The sequence below is a fragment of the Shewanella sp. NFH-SH190041 genome, assembly GCF_024363255.1.
Taxonomy (GTDB): Bacteria; Pseudomonadota; Gammaproteobacteria; order Enterobacterales; family Shewanellaceae; genus Shewanella.
This window is the reverse complement of sequence record NZ_AP026070.1, coordinates 3891430-3907850: the sequence shown is the minus strand read 5'-3', so window position 1 is coordinate 3907850 and position 16421 is coordinate 3891430. Positions and strand designations below refer to the sequence as shown.

At 48.7% G+C, this 16421-nt stretch carries 13 protein-coding genes; 9 read left to right on the top strand and 4 right to left on the bottom strand.

Features of this window, described 5'->3' with window-relative positions; all coding sequences use genetic code 11:
- Nucleotides 1–6: 6 nt before the first annotated feature.
- The gene (locus tag NFHSH190041_RS17440) at nucleotides 7–1011 is read right to left on the bottom strand and encodes a response regulator (protein WP_261922981.1); all 1005 of its coding nucleotides are present in this window, start codon (nucleotides 1009–1011) and stop codon (nucleotides 7–9) included.
- Nucleotides 1012–1292: 281 nt separating this feature from the next.
- On the opposite strand from NFHSH190041_RS17440, the gene NFHSH190041_RS17435 reads away from it, so the two are divergent.
- Complete coding sequence (locus tag NFHSH190041_RS17435; RefSeq protein WP_261922980.1) at nucleotides 1293–2108, top strand: crotonase/enoyl-CoA hydratase family protein; 816 nt, start codon at nucleotides 1293–1295, stop codon at nucleotides 2106–2108.
- 169 nt (nucleotides 2109–2277) lie between these two features.
- Here the strand turns inward: NFHSH190041_RS17435 and NFHSH190041_RS17430 are convergent, their stop codons facing one another.
- Nucleotides 2278–3108, bottom strand: a complete 831-nt coding sequence (locus NFHSH190041_RS17430) for an alpha/beta hydrolase family protein (RefSeq protein WP_261922979.1) — start codon at nucleotides 3106–3108, stop codon at nucleotides 2278–2280.
- A 272-nt stretch (nucleotides 3109–3380) separates the two neighbouring features.
- Nucleotides 3381–6287 carry an RNA polymerase-associated protein RapA gene (gene rapA / locus NFHSH190041_RS17425; protein ID WP_261922978.1) on the bottom strand — a complete coding sequence of 969 codons (2907 nt, stop codon included), beginning with the start codon at nucleotides 6285–6287 and terminating at the stop codon, nucleotides 3381–3383.
- 400 nt (nucleotides 6288–6687) lie between these two features.
- On the opposite strand from rapA, the gene NFHSH190041_RS17420 reads away from it, so the two are divergent.
- The 5 genes from NFHSH190041_RS17420 to NFHSH190041_RS17400 all read left to right on the top strand — a co-directional run bounded on the left by NFHSH190041_RS17420 (nucleotide 6688) and on the right by NFHSH190041_RS17400 (nucleotide 11868).
- Nucleotides 6688–8082, top strand: a complete 1395-nt coding sequence (locus NFHSH190041_RS17420) for a PhoH family protein (RefSeq protein ID WP_261922977.1) — start codon at nucleotides 6688–6690, stop codon at nucleotides 8080–8082.
- A 418-nt stretch (nucleotides 8083–8500) separates the two neighbouring features.
- Nucleotides 8501–9553: a FecCD family ABC transporter permease gene (locus NFHSH190041_RS17415; RefSeq protein ID WP_261922976.1), complete on the top strand. Its 1053-nt coding sequence runs from the start codon at nucleotides 8501–8503 to the stop codon at nucleotides 9551–9553.
- Nucleotides 9546–10310 (top strand): ABC transporter ATP-binding protein, encoded by a 765-nt coding sequence (locus tag NFHSH190041_RS17410; protein WP_261922975.1) that lies wholly within the window; start codon nucleotides 9546–9548, stop codon nucleotides 10308–10310. The genes NFHSH190041_RS17415 and NFHSH190041_RS17410 overlap by 8 nt, the downstream gene beginning before the upstream one ends.
- Nucleotides 10311–10324: 14 nt before the next feature.
- Nucleotides 10325–11356 carry an ABC transporter substrate-binding protein gene (locus NFHSH190041_RS17405; protein ID WP_261922974.1) on the top strand — a complete coding sequence of 344 codons (1032 nt, stop codon included), beginning with the start codon at nucleotides 10325–10327 and terminating at the stop codon, nucleotides 11354–11356.
- A gap of 29 nt (nucleotides 11357–11385) precedes the next feature.
- Nucleotides 11386–11868, top strand: coding sequence for a DUF5991 domain-containing protein (locus tag NFHSH190041_RS17400; RefSeq protein ID WP_261922973.1), 483 nt, complete (start codon nucleotides 11386–11388; stop codon nucleotides 11866–11868).
- Nucleotides 11869–11912: 44 nt separating this feature from the next.
- Here the strand turns inward: NFHSH190041_RS17400 and NFHSH190041_RS17395 are convergent, their stop codons facing one another.
- The gene (locus NFHSH190041_RS17395; protein WP_261922972.1) at nucleotides 11913–13565 is read right to left on the bottom strand and encodes a methyl-accepting chemotaxis protein; all 1653 of its coding nucleotides are present in this window, start codon (nucleotides 13563–13565) and stop codon (nucleotides 11913–11915) included.
- 569 nt (nucleotides 13566–14134) lie between these two features.
- On the opposite strand from NFHSH190041_RS17395, the gene NFHSH190041_RS17390 reads away from it, so the two are divergent.
- The 3 genes from NFHSH190041_RS17390 (at nucleotide 14135) to NFHSH190041_RS17380 (ending at nucleotide 16383) form a co-directional block, all read left to right on the top strand.
- The gene (locus NFHSH190041_RS17390) at nucleotides 14135–14605 is read left to right on the top strand and encodes a hypothetical protein (protein ID WP_261922971.1); all 471 of its coding nucleotides are present in this window, start codon (nucleotides 14135–14137) and stop codon (nucleotides 14603–14605) included.
- Between the two features lie 3 nt (nucleotides 14606–14608).
- Nucleotides 14609–15880 carry a glutathionylspermidine synthase family protein gene (locus tag NFHSH190041_RS17385; RefSeq protein ID WP_261922970.1) on the top strand — a complete coding sequence of 424 codons (1272 nt, stop codon included), beginning with the start codon at nucleotides 14609–14611 and terminating at the stop codon, nucleotides 15878–15880.
- Between the two features lie 92 nt (nucleotides 15881–15972).
- Nucleotides 15973–16383, top strand: coding sequence for a lysozyme inhibitor LprI family protein (locus NFHSH190041_RS17380; protein WP_261922969.1), 411 nt, complete (start codon nucleotides 15973–15975; stop codon nucleotides 16381–16383).
- Nucleotides 16384–16421: the final 38 nt, after the last annotated feature.

Genomic DNA, 16421 nt, shown 5'->3' with positions numbered 1-16421 from the left:
TGCGGATCAGTCCAGCAGATAGCTGAGCTTATCGGTTAAAGTGGGAATCGAATCTTCAGTAAACAGCAGTAGGAGATCGCACTGGATATGGTAATCCTCAATACGGTAATTGATTTCCATCGCCAGGGTGCGCTGCCAGCTATCACTTTTATCTTGCAACAGATCAGCAATATTGCACTGGCTGCCCAGCACGACAGGGTGTGCCTGACTGAAATCCATATCCAGTTGTTCAAATACCCCATTCAGAAAGGCGCTGATCAGCACATTACCGGTATCCATCAGCACTTCAATTTCAGTATCCGGATCCTTGGGATTGGATAGCCCCATTAATTTGGCCATATCGTCATAACTGCCGTCATGGAACATCAACAGCGCTTCTCCAGCCACGCCGGCACTGATAAACCCTTGGCACAGGGCCGATGACTGATGTTGCTCGACAGATTTGAGCATCATGATCAGTTCACTGGTTTCCAGTACATTGACATTCGGTACTGGCAATAGCACAAAAACATCCAATAGCTTGGCCAGTAGTTCGGCCGCCCGCCCCATGGCGATATTGGCAATTTCCTGACAGGCATCACGCAGATTGACCTTGAGCATAGGTGTCTCTGCTACCGGCTGGGCAGACGCTGATGGCGTCATTAGGCCGTATTCCAATAGCAGCATCCGCACTGTATCTGGGCTAAATGGCTTTTGAATAAAATCAATGGCACCGAGGGCTTTGACTTTTTGGTGTGCTTTGAGCTGGATATCACTGGAGACCACAATCACCATAGCAGGCAGATCATGCTGTTGTATTTGTTCCAGCACTTCATAGCCATCCATTACCGGCATATTCAAATCGAGAAAGACGACCTCTCCCTTGCCTTGGCGTATGGCCTCCAATCCTTCAGCACCATTGGTGGCAAAGGTGACATTGGTTTTCCACTCTTTCGGTAATGCCCGCGCCATCTGTTTTCTGGCGAGAGCTGAGTCATCACAAATAAGTACTTGAGTTGTGACTGTGTCCATTTTTATTTGGCGGTTCCCATATCATCAGCTGTGAGTAACAGGCTGAGGTTTGTGAATTGAAATATGTGTTGTGCCTGAGAGGAGAATTGTTTTTGTATCCTCTGGATAGCAGTGATTGCTGAACGTTTTTTATCCATTCGCTTGTGTTTGATGGAGAGTTATTGAACAGTGTTCTGTAGCAGCTCGATGCTGCTGTGCGTATTAACCTAGCGCTGAAAGTGGAGAGTTCTAACCAATTTATATGGACGGATAGCGGTATTACCGAAAAAAGGATGTGACTCATGAAATGGCAATATCTGCAGTATGAAATCCAAAACGGCATCGCACTGGTGACGTTGAACCGGCCGGAGAAGTTGAATGCGCTGAATTATATCTTGTTTAAAGAGCTTGAACAGGTGCAGAAGATTATTTTGCGGGATAAATCGCTGCGTGTCGTAATGATTTCGGGGCAAGGGGGAAACTTCAGTGCTGGGTTAGATATCCGCAGTGTGATGCGCAGCCGGTGGCAGGCTTTAGGGTTGTTATTTAAATGGCTGCCGGGCAATACCAATCTGGCGCAGCGGGTGGTCATGGGCTGGCAGCAGATCCCCATCCCAGTTATTGCTGTAATCGAAGGCTGTTGTTTCGGTGGTGGGATGCAGATCGCGTTGGGGGCGGATATGCGCTTTGCTGCACCTGATGCTCGTTTATCGATAATGGAAGCCAAATGGGGGTTGATGCCAGATATGGGTGGGTTGGCGATGTTGCGCACGATTATGCCCAGAGATCAGGTATTGGCACTGACAATGACTGCCGATGTGGTGACCGCCGAGCAGGCAAAATCATTGGGGCTGGTGACCCGCATCAGCGCAACGCCACTAACCGATGCATTGTCATTGGCTCAGCAGTTGGCTGCGCGCTCACCAGATGCCCTGTGCGCCATTAAAATGGGCACCCGCCGTAATTGGCTTGCCTCTGAACGCACCCTACTGGCGCGAGAAACCTGGTACCAATTGAAATTATTGCTAGGTAAAAATCGGCGGATTGCCGTGCAGCGGCAATTGCAGGACAAAGCGCATAAGCCTTTTGCTTACCAATCGCGTGGAAAGTGGTCATGACTTAGCTAGCTAACACAAAACGGCTTGCTGAGCTAATGCGAGACGTTGATTGCACAGTGTTAGATTGAGCCAAATGCGCTTAGGTTTCAGTAGCACTAGGTTTTCGTGGTATTAGCTTTCAGTGAGCTTAGCGTTAAATAACCTTGGCCTGATTGAATGTTACGAAATGTCATCTTAGTGACCGGGCAAAGCCGTGGATCACCCGGGAGCTGTGCTGCCAGCTATCTGGCCGAGTTAAATCCAGTGCCAGCTGATATTGCCGATAGCGACGGGGTCCTTTCTTTCCGGCCAGTTGTTGTCGGGCGGTCAATGTATGGGTTGAGGCCGGATGACCATCCGGAGATTGAAAATCCAGTACGGGAAAGCGCAATTTATGCAGATTTTGTGTCAGGCGCTGCTGTTGACTGCTGACCGCCGGATAGGGATTAAAGACAACCAAAAGATCTGGTGCGGTGAGCTTCTGCTCCGCCAATAATTCTGCGAGCAAAGCAGCACTTTGGCCGCTGGCCAGCCAAATACGTTTACCAGGATATTGCGCCGCCAAGGGGGTCAGTTGGTTTAGGGTTTCAGATAATGTCTGTTGCTGCCTTGCCTGATACTGCTGTAGTGCCTGAGGGCTAAATTTGGGCATGGACTGATTTGCTGGCTGGCCGAGTTGCTGTTTACCTGCGCGATTGACGCTACTGGCATCGGTGACAAACCCGGGGCGAGGTAAGGGGCGTGGCGGGGTGAGATTGAAACTGGCCCAGCCCAATGGATTCATCGCTCGGCGCAGATAATGGATAAATCCCGGGTTATCTAGTGCTATACCGGGATGCGCCAGCAGAAATATCACCCCGTGGCGTTGTCGGCCCTGCCAAGGGCTGCTCAGTACCTGTACCTGACGTTCGGTTACCTGCAGAGCATGACGTTGTTCTTGGCTTGTTATAGCGTCATCTGTTGAGGGCTCAGCCGCCAATACTGGTCTAAGCCAAAAAACCAGCAAAAACCAAAGCAGCATAGACAGTAAACCCCTTAGCCATAGGTATCGGCTGTGACGATCGTTTTGATCAGCCCTTTTATTGTCACAGTGGTGCTGAGTTTGGCTAAGGCAAAACAGGGTTGCGCAGGGCATAGACCTGACCGGCTGATAAGATGATGCTGATAAGTATATACCCGGTTGTCAGCTTAGCTTGTGGTAGGCGAGGGATTGGGTATATTGCAGAAGGGAATAACAAAACAGGCACTGCTACCTAGGGTAACAGTGCCTGTTGCGGGTATGGCTAAGCCAGCTTAAGCGTGGCTGACCAGTACCAGACGGATCGCATCCAGTTTCAGGGCGCAGCCATCAAGATATTGTCCCAGCTCAGTCATCTGATCTTTCAGGTAGTCTACCTCTTCATCACGGATGTTCGGGTTGACGGCCTTCAGTGCGACCAAGCGGTCCAGTTCACCACTGAGTTGCTCTGTCATCGCCTTGCGGGCATCAAGTAGCAGGCTATCCATCGCTTCTTTCGCGACCTCTTCACCCTTACTCAGCAGTGGGTGCATCAGTGTCTGCGACGCATTAACCAATTTACTCCCGATATGGCGGTTCACGGCACTGAGCTGACGGTCGAAGCTGTCATAAGTGACATTGGCTGACAGATTGTTACCGCTCTTATCCAGCAATACCCGAATTGGGGTCGGTGGCAGGTATCTGTGTACCTGGCTGGATTTCGGCGCAGAGGCCTCTGCTAAATAGATGAGCTCAAGGAACAGGGTGCCGGCTGGCAGTGCCTTATTCTTTAATACGGCCACACTGGTGGTACCGGTTTCAGAGCCGGTGATCAGATCCAGCGCTGTTTGCACCAAAGGATGTTCCTGGGTGATCAGGGCAATATCATCTCGGGACAGCGCCGTATCACGATCAAAGGTTACCGTTACCCCATCTTCTGGCAGGCCAGGGTAGGTTGGGAACATCATATGTTCGCTGGGACGCAGCACAATGGTGTTTTCGCCACTGTCTTCTTGGTCGACGCCGATAATATCCCACAGACGGATCACCGCGCCGATCAAATCTGTACAGTTATCCTGTTTAGCCAGACGTTCAACGATCTGCTGCGCGCGTTTACCGCCGTTAGAGTTAATCTCCAGCAGTTTGTCGCGGCCCTGCTCCATTGCTTGTTTCAATTCCTGATAGCGGCTACGAGTCTGGTTCAACAGTGTGGTCATGGCATCTTCATCACCACTGATCAGTACATTGAGCAGTTCCTCGGCGAATTCATTGAACAATACATGGCCGCTGGGGCAGGTCAGTTCAAAGGCATTCAGCCCTTCATGGTACCAAGTCAGCAAACGCTGCTGGGCAGTATCACTCAGGTAAGGCAGGTGAATTTGCACATCATTTTGCTGGCCGATACGGTCCAAACGGCCGATACGTTGCTCCAGCAGATCCGGGTTTAGCGGCAGATCGAACAGTACCAGATGGCTGGCAAACTGGAAGTTACGACCTTCTGAGCCAATTTCAGAGCAGATCAATGCCTGAGCTCCGCCCTCTTCTTGGGCAAAATAGGCTCCGGCCTTATCCCGCTCAATAATGGACATGCCTTCATGGAAGACGGTCGCCTGAATACCTTCTCGCGTCCGCAGCGCTTCTTCCAAAGCCAGGGCGGTTTCAGCCTGGCTGGCAATAATCAGCACTTTCTGGCTGCGGTTGTTTTTCAGAAAATCAATCAGCCAGTCTACCCGGGGATCAAACTTCCACCATCCGGCATTGTTATCATCAAAGGCTTGATACATTTTTTCCGGTGCTAGCACCATGGCGACCTGAGCTTCGCGGGTTCGATGGCCACCCATCATGGCATTGACTCGGGCTGCAGTGATGTATTCCTGCGGCATGGCATGGGGATAAGCGTGGAAAATACGCTGTGGGAAGCCTTTTACTGAAGCGCGGCTGTTACGGTACAACACGCGGCCGGTACCGTGGCGGTCCAGCAGATCCTGCAGCAGCTCGCTGCGGGCAGCTTCTTGCAATTCAGCATCCACATCGTCGGCTTGGATCAGTCGAATTGCCGGAGCAATATCTTTTTCACCCAGCATTTCAGTGAGGCTGTTGATGGCCGCATCTGTTAATTTTTTATCGCTGGCCAGTGCATCTGCCGCTTCGGCCACATCTTTATAACCGGCTTCTTCCTTGATAAAGGCGTCATAGTCATAGAAACGGTTAGGATCGAGCAGGCGCAAACGGGCAAAGTGACTTTGGTGCCCCAGCTGATCTGGCGTTGCAGTCAGCAGCAGCACGCCGGGGATGGTTTCTGCCAAGGCTTCCACAACTTTATAAGCGCGGCTTGGCTCATCTTCTGACCATTCCAGATGGTGGGCTTCATCCACTACCATCAGATCCCAGTCTGCTTCCAGCGCCTGGTCTAAACGGCGTTTTTTCCGCAGCAGATCCAAAGAACAGATCACCAATTGTTCGGTGTAGAAAGGATTGTCGTGTTCGGCATAGGCCTCAACACAACGGTCTTCATCAAATACGGAGAAGCGCAGGTTAAAGCGGCGCAGCATTTCAACCAGCCACTGATGGCGCAGAGTATCAGGCACAATCACCAGTACCCGCTCGGCGCGGCCGGTCATAATTTGCTGATGGATAATCAGGCCAGCTTCAATGGTTTTACCCAGACCCACTTCATCGGCTAACAGTACCCGGGGAGCATAGCGGCGACCTACTTCTTGGGCAATCCACATCTGGTGTGGGATCAGGCCCACTCGAGGACCTTGCAGGCCCAGTACATCAGAGCAGGCCAGACGGTGGCGCAGCTGCTGACTTCTGTAACGCATGGTAAAACGGTCCAGGCGGTCAATTTGACCGGCATACAGACGATCCTGCGGCTTGTTGAAACGGATATTATGATTCAGCAGGGTTTCGCGCAGCATGGTTTCTTCACCATTGTCGCTACGGGTGCCGAAGTAGAAAATCAGCCCGTCCTTTTCTTCGATGGATTCCACTGCCAGGGTCCAGCCTTCATGGCTTTCTACCTGATCTCCCGGGTTGTAAATTACCCGAGTCAGTGGGGCTTCGGTACGGGAGAACATACGGTTTTCACCTGTAGCCGGAAACAGCACAGTGACCATGCGTCCCTCTACCTGCACCACGGTACCTAAACCCAATTCAGATTCTGTATCACTTATCCAGCGTTGACCTAAGGCGAACGGCATATTAACTCTTATCTCCGGCACAAATCACAAAGGGCGCGTATGTTATACCAATCCCGGCCACTTTAGTACCCGAATACGAAGAAGATCCGACCTTTGCGCTGCAATCCTTACCCGGCTGTAAACAGGGCGGCGAGAAGGCTGCAGTATTGTTATTTCTCAAGTGGAATTCAGCCTAAAACGTCACCGAAAAGATTACAAATTGATCACTGCAAAATTGACCAGGATTTATGCTGCATTATGGGGTGAAAATCCACTTTGATGTTGTGGTTTCAGTAGCTTACTGCCAGTATTAAAGAGTAAATATTTTTTCTGATTAACCAATACAACCTGAGGGGGAAAACCGGGCGGACAATCACAGTTCGCAACAGACACAGGACTGGCTAACAGCAGGGGAGACGCTATGGAACAGGGCGACAGAAAGTTGTTTGTATTGGACACCAACGTACTCTTACACGAACCTTTGGCGATTTACTCATTTGAGGAACACGATGTTGTGGTTCCTATGACGGTGCTGGAGGAGCTGGATCAGATCAAAGACAGAAAGCGGGATATTAGCCGCGAGGCGCGGGTTGCTATCCGGGCACTGGAAGATGCTATCGGGGGTTCGACGACGCCGGAGCAGATAGTGCAAGGGGTACCGCTGTCGGGCGGCGCAGGTCAGCACGCTGCCAGTGGCCATTTGGCTATTTTCCCCGACCATCAAATTGACTTCACAACCGGCGCACTGCCCGGCGACTGCAACGACAACCGCATTATCAACACCGCACTGCATTTACAGCAGCAACATCAGCCCCGCAGCGTGGTTCTGGTCACCAAAGATATCAATATGCGCCTCAAAGCCAAAGGGGCGGGAATGGCAAAAGTGGAGGATTACCGCACCGATCAGCTGGTGGACGATATCCGTTTCCTGACCAAAGGGTTTCACTGTTATCCGGGGAATTTTTGGCAGCAGCGGGATTTACTTGCCACCACAGGCCATGGCCAGCATACCTTACATCAGGTTCCCCGCCATGAATTGGGGGACGCGCCCTTGTCCATCAACCAATATTTGATTGATGAGACCTCAGACTTTTGTGGCCGAGTGCAGGCTTGGAGTGAGGACAGTGTCAGCATCCTTGATTTAGGCCGGCAGCATCTGTTGCATCAGCATGCTTGGGGCGTCACACCGAAAAATATTTACCAGGGCATGGCTCTGCAGGCACTGTTGGATACCGATATTGATCTGGTGATCCTGACCGGGCCTGCCGGGTGCGGAAAAACCATTTTAGCCATGGCGGCGGCTTTGGAACTGGTAGTGGAGCAAAAGCTGTATGAGCGCATTATCGTGACCCGAAGTACCCCGGACTTAGCTGAGTCCATTGGCTTTTTACCCGGCACCGAAGAGGAAAAAATGATGCCTTGGTTAGCATCGGTGACCGATACGCTGGAAGTGCTGCATAAAAATGATGTTAATCCCGGAGGCAGCATGAATTACATTATGGAGAAGGCCAATATTCAGTTTAAGTCGATTAATTTTATGCGTGGCCGCTCAATCCAAAACTCAGTGGTATTTTTGGATGAGTGCCAGAATCTAACCGCCTCTCAGATTAAAACGATGATCACCCGTATGGGACAGGGCACCAAACTTATCTGCTGTGGTAACTTGTCGCAGATTGACTCCAATTATCTGACTGCAGTCACCTCAGGGTTAACCTATATTGTTGAGCGATTTAAAGATTTTGAAGGTAGCGCCAATATTTATCTCAATGGTGTGGTGCGTTCCCGGTTGGCGGAATATGCCGAGGCACATTTATAACCGGCTTGGGCAATACCGAGGAATAAAGCCGGGGGCTCCCGGCTTTATTATTTTAGCGTGGCTATATTGAATTGAGCATTATGCATTCTGAACTTGGCATGATGCATTATTCAGTAACGGGTTATACCTTGGGCAACGTCGTACCGATATGGTATTTTTATCCGGTATCTTTCGAAGCAGTATTTATTATTTATTAAAGTTAATCATGCGGTAAAAATAAATTAATCATTGCAGCTAATACGACTGAATTGATGAATTTAAATACGGATTAGCAATTAAATTAATCCTGTGACTTTACATTTATCAGGGTAATTTGTTGCATAAATGATGCAATTACACTGATATACGCTTTATTATTTTTATGGTCTGTCTTTTACGTTAAAATCGACATTATATTTTTCTTATTTAGTTGAACGTTATGTTCCAGCAGTCTTTTGCCTCTCGTAAGCGAGAGAGGTTACGGCTTTCTTTTATTTTCAGCTTTCTTTTATTGTTCTCTCTTGTCATTGCCTCCCTATTATTAGGGCGTTATGCCATTTCCCTGCCAGATTTTACCGCCATGATAAAAACGGCATTGGGGCACCCGGCATTACCTGATAGTAAATATCAGTTACTGAGCACTATCGTATTTGATTCTCGTTTGCCTCGGGTGCTGAGTGCCATTTTAGTTGGTGCCGCACTGGCCGTTGGGGGCTCGGCATTTCAGGCGGTATTTCGTAACCCATTGGTTTCCCCAGGATTGCTCGGCGTGCTTAATGGCTGTGCCTTCGGCGCAGCGTTGGGCATGGTGCTGAATAGTGGCTTATACACGGTGGCGGCTTTTGCCTGTATTGCCGGCTTGTGCGCGGTATTTATCGGTATCTTGATTGCCCGCTGTATTGGTGGCCATTCCATTATGTTGCTACTGCTCGGCGGTATTATCAGTAACGCTTTGTTTGCCGGTCTGTTGTCACTGGTGAAGTATATGGCTGACCCTCAGGAGCAATTACCCGGCATCGTGTTTTGGCTGTTGGGCAGTTTAAGCACAGTTTCCCTCCCCCTGCTGAAATTGGCCGCTCCCGTGATGATTATTGCCATGCTGATCCTGATGGCGCTGGGCAATATGCTCGATGCCCTGTCCTTAGGTGATGATGAGGCTCAGAGTCTGGGGGTGCCTGTGGTGCCGATGCGTTATGGCGTTATTTTCCTCGCGACCTTAATTTCCGCACTGACCGTGTGTTTAGCGGGTGTGGTTGGCTGGATTGGTCTGTTGATCCCCCATCTGACCCGTCTGATCTGGGGCGCGGGTAATAAGGTGGTGATGCCACTAAGTGCCGTATTAGGCGCTGGATTTTTGCTGATGTGTGATGATTTAGCCCGTTTGCTGACCACCAATGAAATCCCGCTTGGGGTGGTGACCGAACTGCTGGGCGCCGGCTGTTTCTTCCTGTTGTTATTGGTGAATTGGAGAAAGGGGAGCCGCTATGCTTGAGGCCAAATCATTAACCTTTAGTGTCGGACACAAAAAGCCGCTAGATGGCGTGTCTTTGGCGCTAGAGCTGGGGCAAAGTGTGGCGCTATTGGGTACCAATGGCGCAGGTAAAAGTACTTTACTGCGTATTTTGCTGGGGCTACTAAAGCCCTCCAGTGGTGAGATTATCCTCGATGGTCGTCCGCTGCAGCAATGGTCCCGTAAAGAAGTGGCGCGTAAAATTGCCTATGTCCCCCAGCAACATGTGCCCCATTTCCCTTATACCGTTGCGCAGATTGTTGCCCAAGGGTGTTTGCCGCAGCAGGGGTTGCTTGGTGGCCTGTCCCGTGAGCAAAACGCTCAGATAGAAAAAGTGATGATGCAGATGGATATTGCCCATCTAGCGGAGCGGGATTACACCCAATTATCCGGAGGTGAGCGTCAGCGTACCCTACTGGCGCGGGCGTTAGTACAAGATACGCCGGTGATCCTGCTGGATGAACCCACCAATGGGCTGGATTACGGCAGCCAGATCCGGCTGCTGATGTTGCTCAAGCAAATTGCTGAAGCGGGTCGCTGCGTGCTGACCATTACCCACCATCCAGACCATGCCCTACAGTTTTCCCACAAGGTAATTGCGCTGCATCAGGGGCGCATTATCGCTCAGGGGACACCCGCACAGACTGTGACTCCCCAGCTGCTGGATCAGCTATATCAGATCCAGGTAAAACAGGTGGAAGTGGCGGACTGTCGTTTTTTTATTCCTGAAAATCAATAATGAAAGGTTGAATAATGAATCCACATATCAAACGGTTTTCCACGCATTTATTGCTGGGGCTGGCCATGGCGGTCAGTTTGAATGTTTCAGCACGGGAAATCACTGATGGTAGCGGTCAGCAAGTGCAACTGCCTGACAGTAAAATTACTCGGGTGGCCGATGGCTGGTTTGCCCACTCTTCCCTGATGATGACACTAGGGCTGGGCGATACCCTTGTCGCAACAGTAAATCATCCGCGCAGCCGTCCTTGGATGTTCAAACTGCAACCTTCCCTGGACAATGCACTGCTGGCGCAGGGTAAGCTGTTTAACGGTGAAGAGCTGGTGAACCGTGGTGTGCAACTGGCTTTCTTGATGACCGGCGACCCACAGGCTGCAGGTCTTGAGCGACTGGGGATCCCTGTAGTGCAGGTTCACTTTACTACCCTGCCTGGATTGCAAAAAGCGCTGACCCTGACGGCCAAAGCCATGGGGGAAGATAACGCCGTTAAGCGTGCAGCAAGCTATAACCAGTATTTGCAGCATCAATTAAGTCGTATCACCGCCAAAACTGATAAATTGCCGGATAGCAAGCGGCCATCTGTGGTGCATATCTTCTCTTTCAACCCATTGAAAGTTGATGGCCAAGACACCTTAATCGACAACTGGATCCATATCGCCGGCGGCAAGAATGCCGCGACAGTGAAAGGCACTATGCAACAGGTGTCTGCTGAGCAGTTGTTGAGCTGGCAGCCGGATGTCGTGATTATCGGTGCCACCGCGGGCAAGTTGCAAAATAGTCCAGACGCGGCATTACTGTCTCAGCTCAAAGCGGTAAAACAGGGTCATGTACTGTATAACCCAAGTGGTGTGTTCCCATGGGATCGCTACGGTACAGAGAGCGCTTTGCAGATCCAGTGGGCCGCCAAAGCCCTGCATCCTGAACTGTTCAGCCAAGATAAAATGGTACCGATTACCCGTGATTTCTATCGCGAGTTTTTCCAGTATCCTCTGACCCAGGTACAGGCCGAGCGTATTCTTAAAGGCCTGCCACCAGAGACCATGTAATGCGTGGTGTGCAGCGGGAAGGCATCAGCATGCCGGCATATAAACTGTTATTGATCTGGCTGCTGGCCGGGTGTGGTTGTTTCCCGGTTTTGGCTGCCTCCGCTGACACTTATCACTGGGCTGGTTATTATGATTATTTCCAGTCCAGTGATGATGGGTTGCAGCAATGGGAATACAGTCTGCACATTTACCCTGGTGGTGATGAGCTGCTGGCCAAGGTGATGATCGATGGGCATATGACATTCAGCCATTTATTGTGCCGGGTTGAGGTGAGCGGCAATCTTGCTCGCTTTATTTATCTGGGGCATGGTCAGTTTAATGACCGGCATGATGCGCCCGGTGACTTACTCTTTTCTTTAGAGCGCACCCGACATGGCTTGTTGACCCATTGGCAGTCATTGGTACCGTTAGCGCTGCCGAGTCCTAGAAGTGGTGCCTATGATGAGCACTATTTTTCCCGTTACCGGGGGCGGGATACACACTGGTATGTGAATCGGTTTGCCGATTTTTAGGCAAAAAAAAACAGGACATCATTGATGTCCTGTTTTTTATTGGTTTAGCCAATATCAAATGCACCTGTGGTGGTCAGCAAACCTGTTGCCAAGCGGCTTAAGTCCTGACAGGTCGCTGCGGTATGTTGGATTCCCTGATTATTTTCCTCAGATACCGTTTGAATATTGGTGAGATTGTGATTCAGTTCTTCTGCCACTGACGTTTGTTCCTCTGTGGCACTGGCAATCTGGGTATTCATATCGGTAATTTGGCTAACGGCTTGATTGATGCTGGTAATGCTTTCGCCAGCTTGGCTGGCCAGTGAGAGGGAATCCTGCATCTGACTGCGGCTGGTTTGCATCGCACAGTTTGCTTCTGCAGTACGGGCCTGCAACTGTTCAATGGTTTTACTGATCTCCGCGGTTGAGTCCTGGGTTCGCTGCGCCAGCATGCGCACTTCATCAGAAACAACGGCAAAGCCCCGGCCTTGCTCCCCTGCCCGGGCGGCTTCAATGGCGGCATTGAGTGCCAGCAGGTTAGTTTGATCAGCAATACCGCGAATAACATCCAGTACCATGCTGATACTTTGACTATCTTGCTCTAATTGCTGCACGACGGTGGATGCCTGATCCAATTTATCCGAGACATCACCAATACTGTTGACCGCTTGGCGGACAATGTCGGTTCCTTTGCTGGCCGATGCCATGGCATGGTTGGCTGCGTTGGCCGCTTCCGTGGTATTGCGTGAGACTTCCTGCAGCGTCAACTGCATTTCATTCATGGCGGTTACCACCTGAATAATTTCATTTTGCTGCAGTGTCATGCCTTTGGCTGAGCTATCGGAAATGGCTGTCATCTCTTCAACCGCCTCATTGAGCTGATTGGCTGAAGCCGTGATCCCTGTGATCAATTCCCGTAGATCATTTTTCATATCTCGAATATTAACGGCCAACTGTCCGGTTTCATCATTATTGAGATTACCTGAGGCCAATTGGCGGCATAGTTCGCCTTCACCCAATTTACCTTGGGCGATCATACGAGCTTGTTCGACGAGTAGCGTAAGGGGGTTACGGATTTGTCGCGTCAGGGTGACGGCAAAAAATAACACTAGGGCAATAGAGAAAAGGGTAATTGCAACGACACTTTCTTGGGCAAAGCTATAGTTTTCTTTAATCACTTCAGCTTTGTTTTTAGAGTAATCCCCATTAAGGGTGACCAGTTTATCGACATCACTAATCAAAATATTGAACTTGCCACTACTTTGTTTTAGAAATGTCTGCTCCGCTTCATCAAAGCGTTTTTGCTGTATCAGATTAAATATCTCTTGATGCCATTGATAATATTGTTGCCAGTGTCTCTCCATATTATGGAACACTTGAATTTCTTCTTTGTGCTCCAGCATACGTTCATAATCATTGAACAGGCCTTCAATCTTCGTGGGTAACTGCTGCAATGTGGTATAGGTTTGCGCCTGTTGTTGCGGCAGTCCATTTTGTAAGAAATAGCGTTGTTCATGTAGATGGTAGTCAGCAATACTACTGCGGATACCATTAGTAATGGTTAAGCTGGGAATATTGATACTGCTGATCTTGAACGCCTCAGTATTGGTCATTCTCAAGAGCGATAATGAAAATATTCCGGTGAGAAATAAAATAATTCCAAGGGAAGCAAAAGCCATGGCTAACTTTTTGCCAATAGCGAGATGTCTAAGGTGCATCGGAAATATCCACTAGTGCATAATATAACAATTGACATTCAATTAATGGAACTAACCAATTCAATTAACAATTAAGTAAGTAGTTATATCCATAATTGTTGGTGATGAATGTCAGATGGGGTGTAGAAGAAGAGAGAATTATTATAATGTTGAATAATTATATTATCTAGATTCTTTTTATATTCAAGTCAGAATAGGAATTTTATTCTATATGTAAATTAGTTTTAATGAATGCTTATAAAATATAGCATTCACTACTTCTATATAAACCTATTTTACCCGAAAAATTAAGCGTTTGACGGAAAAATAGATATATTTTCGTCAGTTGTTGTAATGTGAACAAAATTCGACTACGAGTGTTGTACTATTTGTAAATATAAATTCATATTATTTTCAGTGATAAATCTAGTAAGTAGATGTTAATAGCCTCTTTGTTGTTTTGTTAGGTTATGCGTATTATCTGCCATTTTTAGCCTAAAAAAATAGTTTAAATCCATGTTTATCAATTATAGGTTTACTAAGGATAATTTTTCAGTCGCCTATACAGTTGTTATTGACGAGGAAATAGAATGAAAAAACAGACTGTACTAGGGATTGTGATCGGTGGTTTAGTTGGTGCGAGCATGGTCAATATTGGTCAGCAGGATGCTGCTGTACATACGCCAGCGACACAATCAAATAATAGCCATGCAGATATTGATAATACCGCGACTCCTGCGACATCAGAGACGACTGCTGATACTCCGCCAGCAGAGAGTAGCGCGCATCGTGATGACACATCAAATGGTCACAGTACAGCTGCATTAGTCGGTGGCGCCGTAGCTGGCGCTGCGGTAGGTGCTGCCGCCGCGCATATGCTTGCGAATAAACGGCCCACGGTAGCAACCCAACCTATCAATCAACGACGTGATGATAAGCAAAATACCACCACCAGTTCAGGTGGTGCTGTCAGTGGTTCCCGTGTTCGCCAACCGGTATTTCAGTCCCATTCCAATACACGTTCATCATCTTACAGCTTTGGCCGTGGTTTCGGGGGCTGATAAATGGCGCAATTACAGCGGTATAACACTGATTTTTCGATGACGGCCGTTGCTCAATTAGCGCCAGAAACGGTTGAGTTTTTTGCTCAGGATGCACAGTTACATCCAGATTTGCTGGGGCAGTTTGATTTTCCCTGTCGTCAGTCTTCATCGCTCCCTTTTGTGGCATTTGATGAAACTGAAATACGCCAGATTACTGCCGGTGCTGAGTTAGTATATGCCGCCTTAGTCGATTCTCTTGTGCTGTTGTTTGACCGTTATCAGCATTTAATCTCTCGCTTTTATGGGGCAGAGTTTGTCCGGCATTATCCAGAGTTTATCAAGTACGCTGAGTACACTTACCGGCAGAATCATGAGGCGATTTATGGCCGGTTTGATATGGCGTATGACTTTGATGCTGGCAAATTGCTCTGTGCCTACGAGTTTAATGGTGATACACCCGTGATGCTGTTTGAAAGCGTACAGCTACAACATTGGTTGCTGCAGTCCTTGGGGCGGGAAAGCCAGCAGTGTAATACTTGGTTTGAAGCGGTACAGCAGCATAAAGATAAGCTGTTTCCTTCCGGTAGTTCAATCGGCATTATCGGTGCTCGCAGTGCTATCGAAGATGCGTTAACGCTGGAAACCCTGCAAACAACGCTGGCCGATTTTAATGTGCACCTAGTTGATATCTCAGCATTTGAGTTTGATTCTGCCCGGCAGCGCTTCAGTGCACATGATATTGAGTTTGATCATGTCTTTATTTTGATGCCCTGGGAAGAGATGGTTGAAGCCTCACCTGAGGTGATCGCCAATTGGCGGCAATGGAAGGACAATGTGCGTTTTTTGGAGCCAGCTTGGCGTTGGTTTATCGCCAATAAAGGGGGTTTGGCTTGGTTATATTGGCTGTTATCTCATTCTGGTGAGCAGGCATTTCAACAGCAGTATGCTCAAGTGCTGCAATATTTGCCCCGCAGCCAAATGAGCCCCATTGGCATGACAGATTATGTCAGCAAACCTTTGATGGGAAGATTGAGTGCCAATATCAGTATTTTCCAGCATGGGCAAAAGGTTAAAGCTACAGCTGGGCCATATGAAGCAACAGATTTACTTTACCAAGAATACCGCCCCACGGGTAAAATTGGTACGGCCTACGGCATTGTTGGCGTTTGGATGGCCCCTTGGGGAACAGATCCACTGACGATGGAAGCCGCAACTGTGTGTGTGCGGGCCCATGACAATGAAGTGACCGATATCGGCAATGAACGTTTTTTACCTCACATCATCACGGACTGAGGAGGGACTTTAATACTGTTGTCTTGTTTATCGAACAGTAGTGGATGACCTATTTCAGTTGGGTAGATGACTTGGTTATAGATGGAGAAAGAATGAATAAATGGCTGACCCTGTGCTTGGCACTGTGTTGTTCTGGCGCAATGGCGGAAGAAAAAAACTGTAGTAGTGATCAGTCACTAGAATATATCGCCAGTTGTTATGACAATTTGGTCAACCGTTATGACCAGCAGCTTAATCAAGCTTATGAAGCGCTAAAAAGTCATGTCAGCACTATGCGTTATGATGCTGAAATAAAGAATGAATACTGGACGACCATGGCTCAGGCCCAGCGCAGTTGGCTGAAAATGCGAGATAATCAGTGTTTAGCGCAAGGGTATTTTTCCACCAATGACAATAGTTCTGGTGATATTGAAATTGATAAATGCATGATAAAAACCATCAAACAACGTATCACCTTTTTTCGACAGGAAATCGCCTATCTGCGTGCGCTGCCATTAGGATGATATGCGAGTAATGATTAAGGGCTAACAGGGAGGTTAGC